Annotated in this window: 17 protein-coding genes; 9 read left to right on the top strand and 8 right to left on the bottom strand. The window is 69.2% G+C overall.

What is annotated here, in order from left to right:
- Positions 1 to 507, top strand: a 507-nt coding sequence (locus ACLL81_RS15640; protein ID WP_411289291.1) for an acyl-CoA dehydrogenase family protein, incomplete at its 5' end; no start/stop codon positions are given.
- Between the two features lie 12 nt (positions 508 to 519).
- On the top strand, positions 520 to 1,746 hold the full coding sequence (locus tag ACLL81_RS15635) for an acyl-CoA dehydrogenase family protein (protein ID WP_411289290.1): 1,227 nt from the start codon (positions 520 to 522) through the stop codon (positions 1,744 to 1,746).
- A gap of 31 nt (positions 1,747 to 1,777) precedes the next feature.
- On the opposite strand, the gene ACLL81_RS15630 is transcribed toward ACLL81_RS15635, so the two are convergent.
- From ACLL81_RS15630 to ACLL81_RS15610, 5 genes are all read right to left on the bottom strand, one after another.
- Positions 1,778 to 2,995 carry a glycosyltransferase gene (locus ACLL81_RS15630; RefSeq protein ID WP_411289289.1) on the bottom strand — a complete coding sequence of 406 codons (1,218 nt, stop codon included), beginning with the start codon at positions 2,993 to 2,995 and terminating at the stop codon, positions 1,778 to 1,780.
- A 97-nt stretch (positions 2,996 to 3,092) separates the two neighbouring features.
- A complete protein-coding gene (locus tag ACLL81_RS15625; RefSeq protein ID WP_411289288.1) occupies positions 3,093 to 3,509 on the bottom strand; it encodes a CBS domain-containing protein in 417 nt (138 codons plus the stop codon).
- Positions 3,510 to 3,593: 84 nt separating this feature from the next.
- Positions 3,594 to 5,183 carry an amidase gene (locus ACLL81_RS15620; RefSeq protein ID WP_411289287.1) on the bottom strand — a complete coding sequence of 530 codons (1,590 nt, stop codon included), beginning with the start codon at positions 5,181 to 5,183 and terminating at the stop codon, positions 3,594 to 3,596.
- Positions 5,184 to 5,336: 153 nt separating this feature from the next.
- Entirely contained in the window at positions 5,337 to 5,609 is a 273-nt protein-coding gene (locus tag ACLL81_RS15615; protein ID WP_411289286.1) for a hypothetical protein, read from the bottom strand.
- On the bottom strand, positions 5,581 to 6,489 hold the full coding sequence (locus ACLL81_RS15610) for a hypothetical protein (protein ID WP_411289285.1): 909 nt from the start codon (positions 6,487 to 6,489) through the stop codon (positions 5,581 to 5,583). Before ACLL81_RS15610 ends, ACLL81_RS15615 begins: the two co-directional genes overlap by 29 nt.
- A gap of 81 nt (positions 6,490 to 6,570) precedes the next feature.
- On the opposite strand from ACLL81_RS15610, the gene ACLL81_RS15605 reads away from it, so the two are divergent.
- Entirely contained in the window at positions 6,571 to 7,314 is a 744-nt protein-coding gene (locus ACLL81_RS15605) for a 2OG-Fe(II) oxygenase (RefSeq protein ID WP_411289284.1), read from the top strand.
- Here ACLL81_RS15605 and ACLL81_RS15600 read toward each other — a convergent pair.
- Entirely contained in the window at positions 7,274 to 7,846 is a 573-nt protein-coding gene (locus ACLL81_RS15600) for a hypothetical protein (protein WP_411289283.1), read from the bottom strand. The genes ACLL81_RS15605 and ACLL81_RS15600 overlap by 41 nt on opposite strands.
- A 205-nt stretch (positions 7,847 to 8,051) precedes the next feature.
- Here ACLL81_RS15600 and ACLL81_RS15595 point away from each other — a divergent pair, with 205 nt between their 5' ends.
- On the top strand, positions 8,052 to 8,576 hold the full coding sequence (locus ACLL81_RS15595; RefSeq protein ID WP_411289282.1) for a hypothetical protein: 525 nt from the start codon (positions 8,052 to 8,054) through the stop codon (positions 8,574 to 8,576).
- 187 nt (positions 8,577 to 8,763) lie between these two features.
- On the opposite strand, the gene ACLL81_RS15590 is transcribed toward ACLL81_RS15595, so the two are convergent.
- The gene (locus ACLL81_RS15590; protein ID WP_411289281.1) at positions 8,764 to 8,946 is read right to left on the bottom strand and encodes a CsbD family protein; all 183 of its coding nucleotides are present in this window, start codon (positions 8,944 to 8,946) and stop codon (positions 8,764 to 8,766) included.
- 163 nt (positions 8,947 to 9,109) lie between these two features.
- Between ACLL81_RS15590 and ettA the strand changes: the two genes are divergently transcribed.
- Positions 9,110 to 10,774 carry an energy-dependent translational throttle protein EttA gene (ettA, locus tag ACLL81_RS15585; RefSeq protein WP_411289280.1) on the top strand — a complete coding sequence of 555 codons (1,665 nt, stop codon included), beginning with the start codon at positions 9,110 to 9,112 and terminating at the stop codon, positions 10,772 to 10,774.
- Here the strand turns inward: ettA and ACLL81_RS15580 are convergent.
- Positions 10,764 to 12,005, bottom strand: a complete 1,242-nt coding sequence (locus ACLL81_RS15580; protein WP_411289279.1) for an MFS transporter — start codon at positions 12,003 to 12,005, stop codon at positions 10,764 to 10,766. The two genes, ettA and ACLL81_RS15580, sit on opposite strands and share 11 nt — an antisense overlap.
- A 249-nt stretch (positions 12,006 to 12,254) precedes the next feature.
- Between ACLL81_RS15580 and ACLL81_RS15575 the strand changes: the two genes are divergently transcribed.
- From ACLL81_RS15575 to ACLL81_RS15560, 4 genes are read left to right on the top strand one after another with little or no spacing between them, the layout of a single operon-like run.
- The gene (locus tag ACLL81_RS15575) at positions 12,255 to 13,226 is read left to right on the top strand and encodes an ArsR/SmtB family transcription factor (protein WP_411289278.1); all 972 of its coding nucleotides are present in this window, start codon (positions 12,255 to 12,257) and stop codon (positions 13,224 to 13,226) included.
- Positions 13,223 to 14,158, top strand: a complete 936-nt coding sequence (metF, locus tag ACLL81_RS15570; protein ID WP_411289277.1) for a methylenetetrahydrofolate reductase [NAD(P)H] — start codon at positions 13,223 to 13,225, stop codon at positions 14,156 to 14,158. The genes ACLL81_RS15575 and metF overlap by 4 nt, the downstream gene beginning before the upstream one ends.
- A complete protein-coding gene (locus tag ACLL81_RS15565) occupies positions 14,155 to 15,216 on the top strand; it encodes a homocysteine S-methyltransferase family protein (protein WP_411289276.1) in 1,062 nt (353 codons plus the stop codon). Before metF ends, ACLL81_RS15565 begins: the two co-directional genes overlap by 4 nt.
- A 12-nt stretch (positions 15,217 to 15,228) precedes the next feature.
- On the top strand, positions 15,229 to 15,423 hold the full coding sequence (locus ACLL81_RS15560) for a hypothetical protein (RefSeq protein WP_411289275.1): 195 nt from the start codon (positions 15,229 to 15,231) through the stop codon (positions 15,421 to 15,423).
- Positions 15,424 to 15,533 lie beyond the last annotated feature (110 nt).

Below are 15,533 nucleotides of genomic sequence, written 5' to 3'. Positions count from 1 at the left end.
TTCAAGGACGCACCGGTCCGCCGGGTGGGCGCCGCCGGCGCCGGTATCGAACTGGTGGAGCAGGTCTTCGACCGCGCCGCGATATTGATCGCCTTCGAACAGTGCGGCGGCTCGGACCGTTGCCTGGAAATGGCCAAGGAGTACGCCCTCGAGCGCTATGCCTTCGGCCGGGTGATCGCTTCGTACCAGGCCATCAAGCACAAGCTGGCCGACATCTACGTCAAGAACGAGCTGGCTCGGTCCAACGCCTACTACGGGGCCTGGGCGCTCAACACCAATGCGGCCGAGCTTCCGGTGGCGGCCAGCGCCGCGCGCATCGCAGCCTCCGAGGCCTTCTGGTTCGCCTCGAAGGAGAACATCCAGACCCACGGCGGCATCGGCTTCACCTGGGAGATGGACTGCCACCTCTACTACCGGCGCTCACGCCAACTCAGCCTCGTGGCCGGTGCGCCCAGGGTCTGGAAAGAGCGGCTGGTCAGCCATCTCGAACGCCGCAACGCGGCCTGAGGATATAAACGCATGGACTTCAACGACACCCCCGACGAAGCCGCCTATCGCCAGCAGGTCCGCGACTGGCTGGACGCCAATGCGCCCAAGCGCCACGTGGGCGCCGATCCCGAGGGCGGCGACTCCATGGCCGCGTCGAAGGCGTGGCAGGCCAAGAAGGCCGCCGCCGGCTACGCCTGCATCACCTGGCCCAAGGAGTGGGGCGGCCAGGGCGGCAATCCGATCCAGACGGTGATCTTCAGCCAGGAAGAGGCCAAGCACCCGATCCCGCCCAACCCCTTCCAGATCGGCCTGGGCATGTGCGTGCCCACGGTGATGACCTTCGCCGACGCCGACACCAAGACCCGCTTCGTGGGTCCGGCGATCAAGGGCGAGGAAATCTGGTGCCAGCTGTTCTCCGAGCCCTCCGGCGGCTCGGACGTGGCCGGCGCGCGGACCCGGGCGGTGCGCGCCGACGACGGCTCCGGCGACTGGCTGATCACCGGCCAGAAGGTCTGGACCACCGGCGCGCAGTTCTCGGACTTCGGCATCGTCATCTGCCGCACCAACCCCGACGCGCCCAAGCACAAGGGCCTGACCATGTTCTGGGTCGACATGCATGACCCGGGCATCGAGGTGAAGCCGATCCACCAGATGTCCGGCGGCTCCGGGTTCAACGAAGTGTTCTTCACCGACGTGCGGGTGAAGGACAGCCAGCGCCTGGGGGCTGTGGACGACGGCTGGAAGGTCAGCCTCGTCACGCTGATGAACGAGCGGCTGGCGGTGGGCGGGGCCAGCGGCGCCGGCTGGAGCCAGTTCATGGAGGTGGCCCGCAACCTGCCCGGGCTCGACGGCGCTCCCGCGCTGAAGGATCAGGCCCTGCGCGAGAAGCTGGCCGACTGGTACGTCCAGGCCGAGGGCCTGAAGCACACCCGCAACCGCACCATGACGGCGCTGTCGCGCGGTCAGACGCCCGGGCCGGAAAGCTCGATCGGCAAGATCATCTCGGCCGTGCAGATGCAGGACCTGGCCAATACCGCCATGGAGATGCTGGATCAGTACGGCATCATCGACGACCCGGAACTGGCTCCGATCCACGCAGGGTTCCAGAGCTCGGTGATGTTCGCGCCCGGCCTGCGCATCGCCGGCGGCACCGACGAGATCCTCAAGAACATCATCGCCGAGCGTGTTCTGGGCCTGCCCGGCGACATCCGCGTAGACAAGGACGTGGCCTTCAAGGATATGCCGACGGGGCGGTAGGCGCCATGACGGGCTCGTATTGGCGCTCGCCCTAGGCGCTCAGCGCCAGGGGCCGGGGCGCGGCGCTGCCGGCCACCAGGTCGGTATAGAGCCGGGCTAGGCTCTCGAAGGTGGCGTCCCAGCCGTGCCGGGTCTCGGCGCGGTGGCGGGCCGCGCGGGAAATTTCCGCCATGTCGCGGGCGAACAGGGCCTCGATGGCCTCCGCCAAGCCGGACGGCTCCACGTTGCGGGCCGGCTGACCCACGGTGGCGTCGATCAACTCGCCGACGCCGCCGTGCATGGAGCCCACCACCGGCAGGCCGGCAGCCATGGCCTCCAGCACCACCAGCCCGAAGATTTCGTTCTCGTTGGCGTGCAGGCAGGCGTCGCAACTGGCCACCAGGGCGGCGAGCTTCTGCAGGTCCTTCTCGAAGTCCAGGCAGATAACCCCCGGCGAATAGGCGGTGTCCTTGCCGGCGCCCACGAGCAGCAGGCGGTAAGGATCGCCCAGGCGCTCCACCGCAGCGATCATGGACTCGATGTTCTTCTCCCGGGCCGGACGCCCGGCGAAGACCAGAAGGCGGGTGTTCGACGCCAAGCCCAGCCGCTTCAGGAGCCTGGCGCGGTCGCCGCGGTCGGGGCGGAAAATCTCGGTGTCAACGCCAAGCTGCTGAACGGTCAGGCGGTGGACCCCCGCTTCGGCGAGGCGCGAGGCCATGTGCTGGCTGGGAGCCACCACGTGGTCGAACCGCTGGAAGGCCTGGGCCCAGAAATTGAAAGTCGGCGCCTCGGCCCACTCGCCGAAGTGCAGGGCGGCCAGGGCCGCGGTGTCGGTATGGCAGAAGCCCACCACGGGGATGCCCAGGGCCTCGCCGGCTTCCAGCGCCGCGTGGCCGGGCACGAACACGTCGCCGGCCTCGATCACGTCCGGTTCGAGCATGCGCAGCACCGTCTCCCACTTCGTCAGGCTGGCTGGCATGCGGTAGCCGTTGCCAAAGGGCAGGCGGGTGGCGGCGATGTTGACCAGGCCGGCAGCCTCGACGCTGGTGCGGGGCCCGGGCACCACCAGGGTGTGACGCAGGTCAGGGCGGCGCTTGGCCAGCCAGGCGCGCTTGGCCATCAGGTAGCGCCTCACCCCGCCGGAACGGGGCGCATACATCATGGTGGTGTCGATCAGGTGGAAGCCCGGTCCGCGGCCCTCGCCCCGGACCAGGTCGGCGGGGTCGAGGCGTGTCAGGTTGTCCGGCTTGAGGGCGGTGGCGTCGAACACTCGGCCGACCCTTCTTTCGATAACGCTATTGGAGGCGGCGACAAACAGCGCGGCCGACTGATCGCGACCGCGCTGCTTGACTGTACGAAGCTTGGCCTTAGCGGCTGGGTTCGCTGATTTCTTCCAGAGTCTGGCCAGTCGTTCTGTCCTTCGCCTGCCTGGCGATATCGCCCAGAGCCACGATACCGACCAGACGCTGCTCGCGGTTCAGGACCGGAAGCCGGCGAACCTGAAGCTCGGCCATCTTATCGGCTGCGGCGCCGATGTCATCGTCGTCATAGCAATACTCGACACCGGCCGTCATCACCTCGGAAACCGCGGTGTCGAAGCTACGGCCTTCCGAGACGGCGCGGATGACGATGTCGCGGTCGGTGATCATGCCCTGCAGGCGCTCGCCGTCGCAGACCGGGATCGAGCCGGCGTCGATCGCCGCCATTTGCTTGGCGACGGATTGCAGGCTGTCCTGCGGCCGGGCGACCGTCACGTCCTGCGACATGATTTCGCTGATCTTCATAGGGTTTTCCTCGCATCCGGAACTGGCCGCCGGTGCGGCAGCTGCGCGAGGAAAGCGTGCGAACCGGCGCGAGGTTGCAGGCGCTCAGCGCGGATCGTAGGCCCGGCCGATTTCCGGGTGCGCCGCGACGCTGGGGAGGAAGTCCGGAGGACGGCGGACGCGGCTCGCCGCCTCGAACGCGAAGCCCAAGGACAGCAGCTTCGCCTCTGACCAAGCCGGCCCCAGGAACGAGAGGCCCACCGGCAGGCCGGTGACATAGCCCATGGGGACGGTGAGGTGCGGATAGCCGGAGACCGCCGGCAGGCTGGAGGGGGAGCCGAAGAAGCGCCCGCCATTCACCGGGTCGACGATCGAAGGCGGCCCGCCGCTGGGCGAGACGATGGCGGTCACCGCGCCCTCGCGCAGCATTCGGTCGAGGCTGTCGGTGGCGATCTTGCGGGCCTCGGCGCGCTTGCCCCGGTAACCGGCGTCGGCCAGCGACGGCGCCTTGGCCGATTGCTCGAAGATCTCCTGGCCGAACAGCGGCGTCTCGCGCGGCTCGCGGACGTTGAAAGCGATCAACTGGTCCAGGGTGCGGGTGGCGACAGCCGGCGGCGTAGTGGCTAGATAGGCGTTCAACGAGGCCTTGAACTCGGCCTGCAGGGTGTCGTTCTCCAGCGAGGAGAGCCGGCTCAGGGTGGCCTCGTCGGGGCCCTTGAGGGTGACCAGGATGGCGCCCTGCGCGCGCAGTACCTCCAGCGCCTGGGCGAACACCGCATCGAGGGCGGCCAGACGGCCAGGGTTGGGCGTCCAGACCCCGATCCGGGCGCCCTTCAACGACTGGCGGTCCAGGGCGGCGAGGTAGTCGACCTTCCGGGCGTCGGCTTCGCGGGTGGCGGGATCGAGGGGATCGGAGCCGGCAAGGGCGGTGAGCACGGCGGCGGCGTCGGCCACCGTGCGGGCCATTGGCCCGGCAGTGTCCTGCTCCGGCGAGATGGGGACCACATAGGTGCGCGAAACCAGGCCCACAGTGGGTTTAAGCCCGACGACGCCGTTCATGGCCGCGGGGCAGGTGATCGAACCGTCGGTCTCGGTGCCGATGGCGGCGGCGACCAAGCCTGCAGCCACTGCAGCCCCGGAACCGGAGCTGGATCCACAGGCGGTGCGGTCCAGGGAATAGGGGTTGCGCACCAAGCCCGCCACCGCGCTCCAGCCGCTGACCGATCGGGTGGAGCGGAAGTTGGCCCACTCCGAGAGATTGGCCTTGCCCAGGATCACCGCGCCAGCGTCGGTCAGCCGGCGGACCAGCGGGGCGTCGCGGCCGGTGATGTTGCCCGTCAGGGCCAGGGAGCCGGCGGTGGTGGCCATGCCGTCGGCGGACTCGATGTTGTCCTTGATCAGGATCGGCACGCCGTGCAGCGGCCCGCGCACCCTCCCGGCGCGGCGCTCGGCGTCCAGCGCGCGGGCGTCAGCGATGGCGTGGGGATTGAGCGCCAGCACGCTGTTCAGCTTCGGGCCCGCCCGGTCGATGCCGGCGATGCGATCGAGCGACAGCCGGACCAGCTTCTCGGAGGTGATCGCCCGGTCGGTCATCGCCTGCTGCTGGTCGGCGGCCGAAGCATAGGGGCTGAGCTGCGCCTGGGCGGCGGTGGCGCACAGCCCCAGAGTGGCGGCGATTACGATGGCTTGGATCATGCAGCTTTCCCCCGGCGTGCTGTGGATTTGTGGCGGTCGCCGCGGATGTCGGCAAGGCCTGCCGGCCAACGAAAAGGAGCGCCGCATCGCTGCGGCGCTCCCTCGTCGTTCACTGGCGTGCGGCGGCCCGAGGACCGCCGCACGCCGTTGGTCTTAGAAGCGAAGCGAGACGTTGGCGAAGAAGACCCGGCCCAGGACGTCGTAGGTGGCCGGATAGCCGCTGTTCGACGGCGAGGCGTTGCCACCCAGGATCGGGTAGGATTCCTGGGTGATGTTTCGCACGCCCGCGGTGAAGTCCACATTCTCGGTGGCCTTCCAGTCGAAGGACAGGTCGATGTAGTTCTTCACGCCGATCTTGTCCTCGACGTAGACGATCGCCGGATTGTCGTCGATCACGTCATCCAGGAAGTTCCACACCACGTTCACACCATAGTCTTCGTACGACCAGTTGAAGGTCGTGCGCAGCTTGTGGCGCGGGGTCGGGTTGCCGCAACGGGTGCCGTACTTGTCGGCGCACTTGATCGGGCTGGAGATCTCGTCGGGTCTTCAGGATCGGTACCAGGGCCTCGCTGTAGAGCTCATAGACGTCGAAGCCGCCCGCCACCGGCGGAGAGGCGTTGAAGCCGGTCAGGTTGCCGACCGCCAGATCCTGGCTGGGCCGGAACTCGAACTGCTCCTCACGGTACTCCGCGCCCAGGGCGAAGCCGATGGCTCCGGCCGGCAGGCTGAAGAAGTTCTCGGTGTCGCCGCTGACGAAGCCGGACGGGTCCGTGCAGGTCGTGACGCCTGTCGTGGAATTGGTGGTGAGCAGCAGGCCCTGTTGCGTGCGGGCCAGGCTGGTGTCGCCCAGGAGCGAGTTCGAGCCGTGGGCGTTGCCGTACTGGAAGTAGCTCTCCCACTGGCCGTTGATCACATCCAGCTTGCCGCGCAGGCCGGTCTGCATCTGGAAGCCGAAGAAGTTGAACTGCGAAACCTGCGGGCCGACTTCCGACAAGCGCCGGTTGAAGGTGCCGGTGACGATATCGAGCAGGTCGTCGCCGTCCGTGTCGACGTCCGTATAGGTGCCCGCCGCATAGGGCGCGCTGCCGGCGGGGATGGAGTAGGCGGTGGTGGAGCCCAGGCTGTTGAGGGCCGCCTTGGCCGCCGGCGTCAGGAATGGGTTGTTATCGAGGGTGAAGCGGAAGATCCGGTTGCCGATGGGCGGCGGCGCCAGTTGGGTGGTGACCTGGCTGTTGACGAAATTGCCCTTGGCGAAAGCTTCGATGGTGTCGGTCAGGTCACCGTGTTCGCCGTGCCCCGGGCCCATTCCGTGGCTCCGGTGGCGGCCTATGCGACCCAACCTCGGGTGTCGCTACCGGCTGGTTCATCCACGAGAAGGGGTGAGCTGATGACCGGGACCCTGGCGCTCAACCCGGCCCTGCGCGCCGCCGACCATGCGCAGGCCTACCGCCGCGACGGGGTGGTGCAGATCGAGGGCCTGTTCCCGGCGCCCGCGGCAGAGGTCCTGGGGGCGGTCCTGGAGCGGTCCACGCCCTGGTCTCTGGTGCACTCCAGCGAGGCGGGCGAACACGTCATCGTCGAAGGCGCCGAACTTGCGGAGATGACGCAGGACGGCCTGAAGGCCCGGGTGGCCGAGGTGGCCCGGCGGGCCAGCGGCGGGTTCGGCTACATCTATCTCGTCTATCCGATGATCAACGCCTACCTGGACGGGCGCGATCCGGGCCATCCGCTGCACGCGCTCACCGAGTTTCTCAACAGCCCGCCGTTCATGGATTTCGTCCGCGCAGTGACGGGGGAGCCCGTGGTGAAGGTGGATGCCCAGGCCAGCCACTACCGGCCCGGCCATTTCCTGACCCTGCACGACGACCTGGGCGTGGGCGAGCGGCGGGCGGCCTACACCATCGGCTTCACTCGCGCCTGGCGGCCGGACTGGGGCGGCCAGCTCATGTTCCATGACGAGCAGGGCGATATCTGGCGCGGCTTCCTGCCCCGGTTCAATGTGCTGACCCTGTTCAAGGTGCCGATGCAGCACTCGGTGGCGGCGGTGGCGCCCTACGCCGCCCAGCCCCGGCTGACCGTCACCGGCTGGCTCAGGGACGATCCGCCCTACGCGCCGGGGGCGCCAGGATAAGCGCGCGGATCGCGCTAAGCTCGGCCTCCGCGTCGGCATGGCCGGCGGTGGCGCGGTCCAGCAGCTTCTGAACCGCGGCGGCCACCTGCTGGCGCTGGGCCGTGGGCCGGCCGCCGCGGACGCCAGCCAGGGCCTGGGCGCGATCGCGGCTGACCTGGCGCAGGTTCACGGCGCGCACCGCCTCGTCGATCCGGTGCAGGAGCTGGTCGGAGGACTCCCCCGTGGCGGGCGCAAGGCTCCCCGACCCGAGCCCGAACTGGAGGATGGCGCGGGCCTCGGACGTGGCCTTCTTCAGGCCGCCGGCGGTGATGTTCAGGCGCACGCCCAGCGACCTCGCGGCGGCCTGCAACGCCTCTTCGCGCGGGGCGCTGCGGGTGATCTGCGCATGCAGGGCGATGGTGGCGATCTGCTTGGGCGCACTGCGGCTGGCGGCCCGGGGGCTTGGCTGCGGGGCGGAGAGATGGACGGTGAGCGCGTCCGCGGCGGCTGCGGCGTCGCTCCGCAGTTGCTCGACCAAACCTGATCCGTCCACGTGCAGCCCCCGCGCCGACCGGCGCAACATCCCCATCGGCACGTAACATTGATACGGCGACGCATGAAGGCCATGACCAACAAGCTGCGCCTTAGTGACGCGGCTGGCACATTGCCGACGCAGGCCGGCGGGGGCTAACCTGGCGTCCGGGGCCGGGTCGGCGTAACAGCGCGCGTAACCGGCGCGGCAAGAGGCAGCAGCGACGATGCGACAATTCCTGCAGTGCGCCGCGGCAAGCCTTTGCCTACTGGCGGCGGGCGCCGCGACCGGGGCGGAGCCTTCCACGGCGCCGCTGAAGGGCCTGACGGACTGCGGGCGGGTGGCTGGCGCGGCCGAGAAGGCCGCCTGCTACGACGCGGCGACCGCGGCCCTGACCCGCGCGGTGCAGATGGGCGAGATCGTGATCGTGGCGCGCAAGGAGGCGCAGGCCGCCCAGCGCAGCGCCTTCGGTTTCGACCTGCCGGCCTTCAGCATCTTCGACCGCGGCGCGGGCGGTGCGGCCAGGCCGCTGGAAAGCGTCACCGGAGAGGCGAAGCGCGCCTATCGCGACGAACACGACCGCTGGGTGGTGGTGCTCGTCGACGGGGCGATCTGGCGCCAGATCGACAGCGAACGGATCTCGCCCTCGCCGCGGCAGGGCTCGACCGTGGAAATCCGCAAGGCGGCGTTCGGCAGCTACATGATGAAGATCGACGGCCAGCGCGGCGTCCGCGCCCGCCGCGGCGACTAGGGCTCAGCGGGCGGGCAAGGGTTCGACCAAGACGGCTTCGCCCCGACAACGGCGGCAGACGCTGGCGGACATAAGCTGGAAACCCCCGAACCGAACGATCTTGAGGGGATTACAGCGCGCCGGTCCTGACACGACAAGGGCCGCGCGTCGCCGCGCGGCCCTGGCCTTGTTCCGGAAGTTCTCGGCGCTAGTTCTTCAGCGCGTTGCGGGCGGCGTCCTTGAGGTTGCCGACCGCCTTTTGAACCTTGCCGGCGGTGCGGTCCGCAACACCTTCGGCTTCCAGCCGCTCGTCGCCCGTCGCCTTGCCGGCCGCTTCCTTGATCGAACCCTTGGCGTCCTTGGCGGCGCCTTCAACCTGGTCCTTGTGCATGGGAACTGTCCTTCTCGCTGAAGGCGTGCGGGGGACACGCCCTTCGACAGCACTACGCCCCACGACGGCCGATTGTTCCGCCCCGCCGTTGCGCGGACGGCGGTCGGTCGCTATCTGCACGCGCGACGTCCCCCACATTTCTTCGAGCGAGCCCGAACGCCCCATGGCGCAGCAGTATATTTTCCAGATGCAGGGCCTGACCAAGGCCTTCCCAGGCGCGCCGAAGAAGACGTTCGAGAACATCTGGCTGTCGTTCTACTCCGACGCCAAGATCGGCGTTGTCGGCGTCAACGGCTCCGGCAAGTCGACGCTGCTGAAGATCATGGCCGGCATCGACAAGGAGTTCGTCGGCGAGGCCATGGTCGCCGACGGCGTGAAGCGCGGCTACCTCGAGCAGGAGCCGCAGCTCGACGACCAGCTCGACGTCTGGGGCAATGTCATCGCCTGGTGCGAGGAAAAGCAGATCTTCGACCAGTACAACGCCGTCGCCGCCAAGATGGGCGAGGAGTACACAGACGAACTCATGGAGGAGATGACCGCCCTCCAGGAGAAGCTCGACGCCGGCGACCTGTGGGACATCGACAGCCGCATCGAGATGGCCATGGACGCCTTGCGCTGCCCGCCCAATGACTGGCCGGTGGACCAGCTCTCAGGCGGCGAGCGCCGCCGCGTGGCCCTGGCCCGCCTGCTGCTGGCCAAGCCCGACATGCTGCTGCTCGACGAGCCCACCAACCACCTGGACGCCGAGAGCGTGGCTTGGCTGCAGCACCACCTGGAGAGCTTCCCGGGCTGCGTGATCCTGGTCACCCACGACCGCTACTTCCTGGACCAGGTGACCAAGTGGACCCTGGAGCTGGACCGCGGCAAGGGCCTGCCCCACGAGGGGAACTACTCCTCCTGGCTGGAAGCCAAGACCAAGCGGCTGGCGCAGGAAGAGCGCGAGGAAGCCGGCAAGAAGCGCTCCATGGAGCGCGAGCTCGCCTGGGTGCGCTCCTCGCCCAGCGCCCGGCGCACCAAGTCCAAGGCGCGCCTGGCCGCCTTCGACGATCTGCAGAACGCCGCCGAGAACGCCAAGCAAACCTTCGCCCAGATCCAGATTCCGCCCGGGCCGAGGCTCGGCCAGATGGTCATCGAGGTGACCAACCTGGAGAAGTCCTACGGCGACAAGCTCCTGTTCCGGAACCTGGAGTTCAAGCTGCCGCCAGGGGGCATCGTCGGCGTCATCGGGCCTAACGGCGCGGGAAAGTCGACCCTGTTCAAGATCATCACCGGCCAGGAAACCCCCGACGGGGGCGCGGTGCGGCTGGGGGAGACGGTGAAGCTGGCCTACGTCGACCAGAGCCGCGACAGCCTGAACCCCGCCAACAACGTCTGGCAGGAGATTTCCGGCGGACTGGACATCATGAAGGTGGGCGGCCGCGAGATCCCCAGCCGCGCCTATGTGGGCTCGTTCAACTTCAAGGGCGCCGACCAGCAGAAGAAGGTCGGGCTGCTCTCCGGCGGAGAGCGCAACCGCGTGCATCTGGCCAAGACCCTGTCGGCCGGCGGCAACGTCCTGATGCTCGACGAACCCACCAACGACCTGGACGTGGAAACCCTGGGCGCCCTGGAGAGCGCGCTGGAGGACTATCCGGGCTGCGCCGTGGTGATCAGCCACGACCGCTTCTTCCTCGACCGCCTGGCCACCCACATCCTGGCCTTCGAGGGCGACAGCCAGGTGGACTGGTTCGAGGGCAACTTCGAAGCCTACGAAGAGGACAAGAAGCGCCGCCTGGGCGCCGACAGCCTGATCCCCCACCGGATCAAGTTCCAGAAGTTCACCCGCTAAGGGGTTTGTGCATCTCGCGCAGGCACCTGAGCGGCGGCGAAGCCAAGGCGATCAGCGGGCTGAGCGCCAGACCTGCCACGGCGACGTAGAGGGCCTCGCGCGGACCGATCAGGCCGCCCAGGGCGCCGCCGATCAGGGCGCCGGCCACCGCCATGCCGCCGCCGACCGCGTGGAAGCTGGCGCCCACCCGGCCCAGCAGTTGCGCCGGCAAGACCGTCTGGCGCAGGCTGGCCATCAGCACCACGCCCGCCACGGCCAGGGCGTCGCCGAACACCTGGGCGGCCACCAGGAAGGCCATGCCGAGCCCAGGCTCGGCCGGCGCCAACGGGATCAAGAGGGCGGCCAGCGTCGCGCCGGCCGAGGCCGCGAAGATCGCGGGCCCGACCCCTAGCCGCCGGGCCATGGGCTGGGCCAGCGCCGCGCCGGCCAGGGCGCCGATCCCGCCGGCGGCGATGGTCAGGCCCAGCATGGCCGGGGTGAGCTGCAGCACCCGAAGCGCGAACACCACATAGAGGGCCGAGAAGAAGGCCCCGAACAGCCCGCCCGCTGCAGTCATCAGGAGGAGCGGGCGCACCAGGGGCTCGCGCCAGGCCGCCTTGAAACCCGCCGCCACGTCGGCCCGCCAGCCGGGCGCGGGTCCTTCCGGGCGAGGCTGCGCCTCCGGCTTGCGGATGGTCAGCAGCAGGCCGGCGGAGACGAGGTAGGTGGCGGCGTTGACCGCCACGGCGATGGGCCCGGCCAGCCACTGGAACAGCAACCCCGCCAGCGCCGGGCCGCCCACCTCGGCGACGGAGTCGGTGGCGCTGAGCCGGGCGTTGCCGTCGGTGATCTGGTCGCGGTCGATGAGGCTGGGCAGGTAGGCGTGGTCGGCGATGTCGAAGACCACGCTGGCGGCGGCCACCAGGATTGCGGCGGCGAACACTTGCCACAGGGTGATGGCGCCCAGCCAGGCGGCCAGCGGCAGGGCGATCAGCACTGCGGCCCTGAGCAGGTCCGCGCCGATCAGCACCGGGCGGCGGCGGGTCCGGTCGATCCGCCCGCCCGAGGCCAACGTTAGGATCAGGGTGGCCCCGCTGGCCAAGGCCGCCATCAGGCCGAGCTGGCCCGGCGTGGCGGCGAGGCCAGCCACCGCCAGGATCGGCAGGCCGTCGCGGGTGATCCGCGCCCCGACGCCGGACACCGCCTGGGCGGCCCACAGTTTGCGGAAGTCGGGGTTGGCGGCGGCGTTCATGCGGCCCGATCCAGGAAGGCCGTGATCTCATGGTCGCGGCGCATGACGCCCCCCGCAGGCTTGGCTATACGAGGGCCGGCCTAGACGCCACAGCGAGAAGCAGTTGTCGCAGATGTAATGGCCATTTGGCGGGGCGATCCCCCTCTGCAAGTGCTCGCCGAAGGGGCCTTCCCTGCTTCCCGCTGGATCGGGCGCCGAGCCCGGCCGCGGGACTTGACTTAGAGACATAAAGATATCGTTATATGACCTATGAAACTCTCGGCGAGCCAGGCTGTGGATGTGTTGCGCGCGGCGGGGGAGCCGACCCGGCTGCGCATCCTGGCGCTGCTCGCCAGGGAGGAACTGGCGGTGCTGGAGCTGGGCCGTGTGCTCGACCAGAGCCAGCCCCGTGTCTCTCGCCACCTGAAGCTCCTGGCCGAAGCCGGACTGGTGGAGCGGTTCCCTGACGGCGCCTGGGTGTTCTATCGCCTCACCGGCGCGGGGCAGGCCGGCGAACTGGTCGTCGAGACCCTGGCGCGGATAAACCCAGCCGATCCGGCGCTGGCGCGGGACGCCGAGCGGCTGACCGCGGTGCGCGCCGAACGGGCCGATGCGGCCGGCGAGTACTTCGCCCGCAACGCCGCGCGCTGGGACGAGATTCGTTCCCTCTATGTGGCCGAGGGCGACGTGGAGGACGCCATCCTGGAGGCCGCCGGCCCCGGGCCGTTCCGGCGCCTGGTGGACCTGGGCTCCGGCACCGGCCGGATGCTGACCCTGCTCGGCCCCAAGGCGGACGCCGCCCTGGGGCTGGATCTCTCGCAACAGATGCTGAACATCGCCCGCAGCCATGTGACCGGGGCGGGCCTGCAGCGCTGCGAGCTGCGCCACGGCGACATTTTCGGCACCCGGCTGCCGGATGGCTCCGCCGACCTGGTGGTGGTCCACCAGGTGCTGCACTACCTGGCCGACCCCGCCGCGGCGGTGGAGGAAGCCGCCCGCATCGTCGGGCAGGGCGGCCGGCTGATCATCGTCGACTTCGCGCCGCACACCCTGGAGTTCCTGCGCGAACAGCACCAGCACCGCCGCCTGGGCTTCTCGGAGCCCGAGATCGCCCGCTGGCTGGGGGAGGCGGGGCTTTCCAAGGTGAAGGCGACCTCCCTGCCGCCCGCCCAGGCGCAGGGCCTGACCGTGAAAATCTGGACCGCCGAGCGCGCCCGCCAGCCGCAGAGGAGCGCCGCATGAGCCCGGCCGACAGAGCGCTGGGCCCGGTGGCCCGCGCAGGCGTAGGCGGAACCGCGCGCCCCAACGTCTCCTTCGAGTTCTCGCCGCCGAAGACGCCGGAGGCGGAAGAGAACCTGTGGGCGGCAATCCAGAAGTTGGAGCCGCTGAACCCGTCGTTCGTTTCGGTGACTTATGGCGCCGGGGGTTCGACCCGGGACCGCACGCACCGCACGGTGCTGCGGATGCTTAAGGAGACGACCCTCAAGCCCGCCGCGCACCTGACCTGCGTGGAGGCCAGCCGCGCCGAAGTGGACGAGGTGATCGCCGACTACTGGGACGCCGGCATCCGCCACATCGTGGCGCTGCGCGGCGACCCGCCCGGCCAGATCGGCGGGACCTATGCGCCGCGGGCCGACGGCTACGCCAACGCCACCGAGCTGACCGCCGGCATCCAGGCCATCGCGCCCTTCGAGGTGAGCGTCGGGCTCTATCCGCACGTGCATCCGGAAAGCCCGTCCATCGACCACGACATCGACGTGCTGAAGGCCAAGATCGACGCCGGGGCGACCCGGGCGATCACCCAGTTTTTCTTCGATCTGGACGGCTTCCTGCGGTTCATGGAGCGGGTCCGCAAGGCGGGCGTCACCATCCCGATCTCGCCGGGGATCATGCCGGTGACCAACTACAAGGGCCTGAAGAAGATGGCCGGGCCCATCGGCATCGCCCTGCCGGCCTGGCTGGCCAACCTGTTCGACGGGCTGGACAAGGACCCGGAGACCCGGCGGCTGATCTCGGCCTCGGTGGCCACGGAGATGTGCGCCCGGCTGGCCGAGGAAGGCTTCACCGACTTCCACTTCTACACCCTGAACCGCGCCGAGCTGGTCTATGCGATCTGCCGGGTGCTGGGGGTGCGCGAACCTGACACCGAGACCCCGAAGGAGGCCGCGGCATGACCCGGCAAGACCGTATCGCGGCCCTCAAGGCCGCCGCCAAGCAACGCGTGCTGATCCTCGACGGATCGTGGGGCGTGATGATCCAGAAGCGTGGCCTGGGAGAGGCCGACTACCGCGCCGAGCGGTTCAAGGACCATCCGGGCCAGATGAAAGGCAATAACGACATCCTGTGCCTGACCCGGCCCGACATCATCGCCGAGCTGCACAATGCCTACTATGGCGCCGGCGCGGACATCAGCGAGACCAACACCTTCTCGGCAACGTCGATCGCCCAGGCCGACTACCAGGCGCAGGCGGCGGTCTGGGACATCAACTTCGAGGGCGCCAGGCTGGCCCGGGCCGCGGCCGACCGCTGGACGGCCAAGGAGCCGGGGAAGCCCAGGTTCGTGGCCGGGTCCATGGGGCCGCTCAACGTCATGCTGTCGATGAGCTCGGACGTGAACGACCCAGGCGCGCGCAAGGTCACCTTCGAGCAGGTCTATGACGCGTACATCGAGCAGGCGCGCGCGCTGCACGAGGGCGGCGTCGACCTGTTTCTGATCGAGACCATCACCGATACGCTCAACTGCAAGGCGGCGATCAAGGCGATCCTGGACCTTGAGGACCAGGGCTATGAGCCGCTGCCGATCTGGATCTCCGGGACCATCACCGACCGCTCGGGCCGCACGCTCTCGGGGCAGACGGTGGAGGCCTTCTGGAACTCCATCAAGCACGCCAAGCCGTTCGCGGTGGGGCTGAACTGCGCGCTGGGGGCAGAGCTGATGCGGCCGCACATCGCCGAGCTGTCGCGGATCGCCGACACCCTGGTCTCGGCCTATCCCAACGCGGGCCTGCCCAACGCCTTTGGGGAGTACGACGAGACGCCGGACCAGACCGGCCACCAGCTGCACGAGTGGGCCGAGCACGGGATCGTCAACATCCTGGGCGGGTGTTGCGGCACCACGCCGGACCACATCGCGCATGTGGCGCAGGCCGTTGCGGGGCTGGAGCCCCGGGCCGTTCCGGAGCGGCCCCGGGCCATGCGGCTGGCCGGGCTGGAGCCCTTCGAGCTGGTGTAGGAAGATGGTCGGATGACAGAAGAGAAGAAGAACGCCTTTCCAATTCAACTCGAACCTCCCCTGGCCAAAACCAAGGCGGAGCGCGACGCTGCGGCCGCTGCATTTCGCGCACTGGCTGGCCAAGGTTGGCGGTCGGACGGTCCTTACGGCCCACGCGAGGAACTCTATGACCGTGACCCACCAGATCTCGACCAGAAACCTGATTAGGGCGCCATGACCTCCCGGCCCAAGGTGGCGGTGCTGCTCGACGAGAACACGTCGTCCGGCGGGACGCGATACGAGGCGGCCAAGGGTTATTTCCTGGGCGTCAGCCGGGC

This window comes from Phenylobacterium sp., assembly GCF_046590535.1.
Taxonomy (GTDB): Bacteria; Pseudomonadota; Alphaproteobacteria; order Caulobacterales; family Caulobacteraceae; genus Phenylobacterium.
Note: the sequence above shows the minus strand (reverse complement) of the source record. Positions and strands in the feature narration are given on the sequence as shown.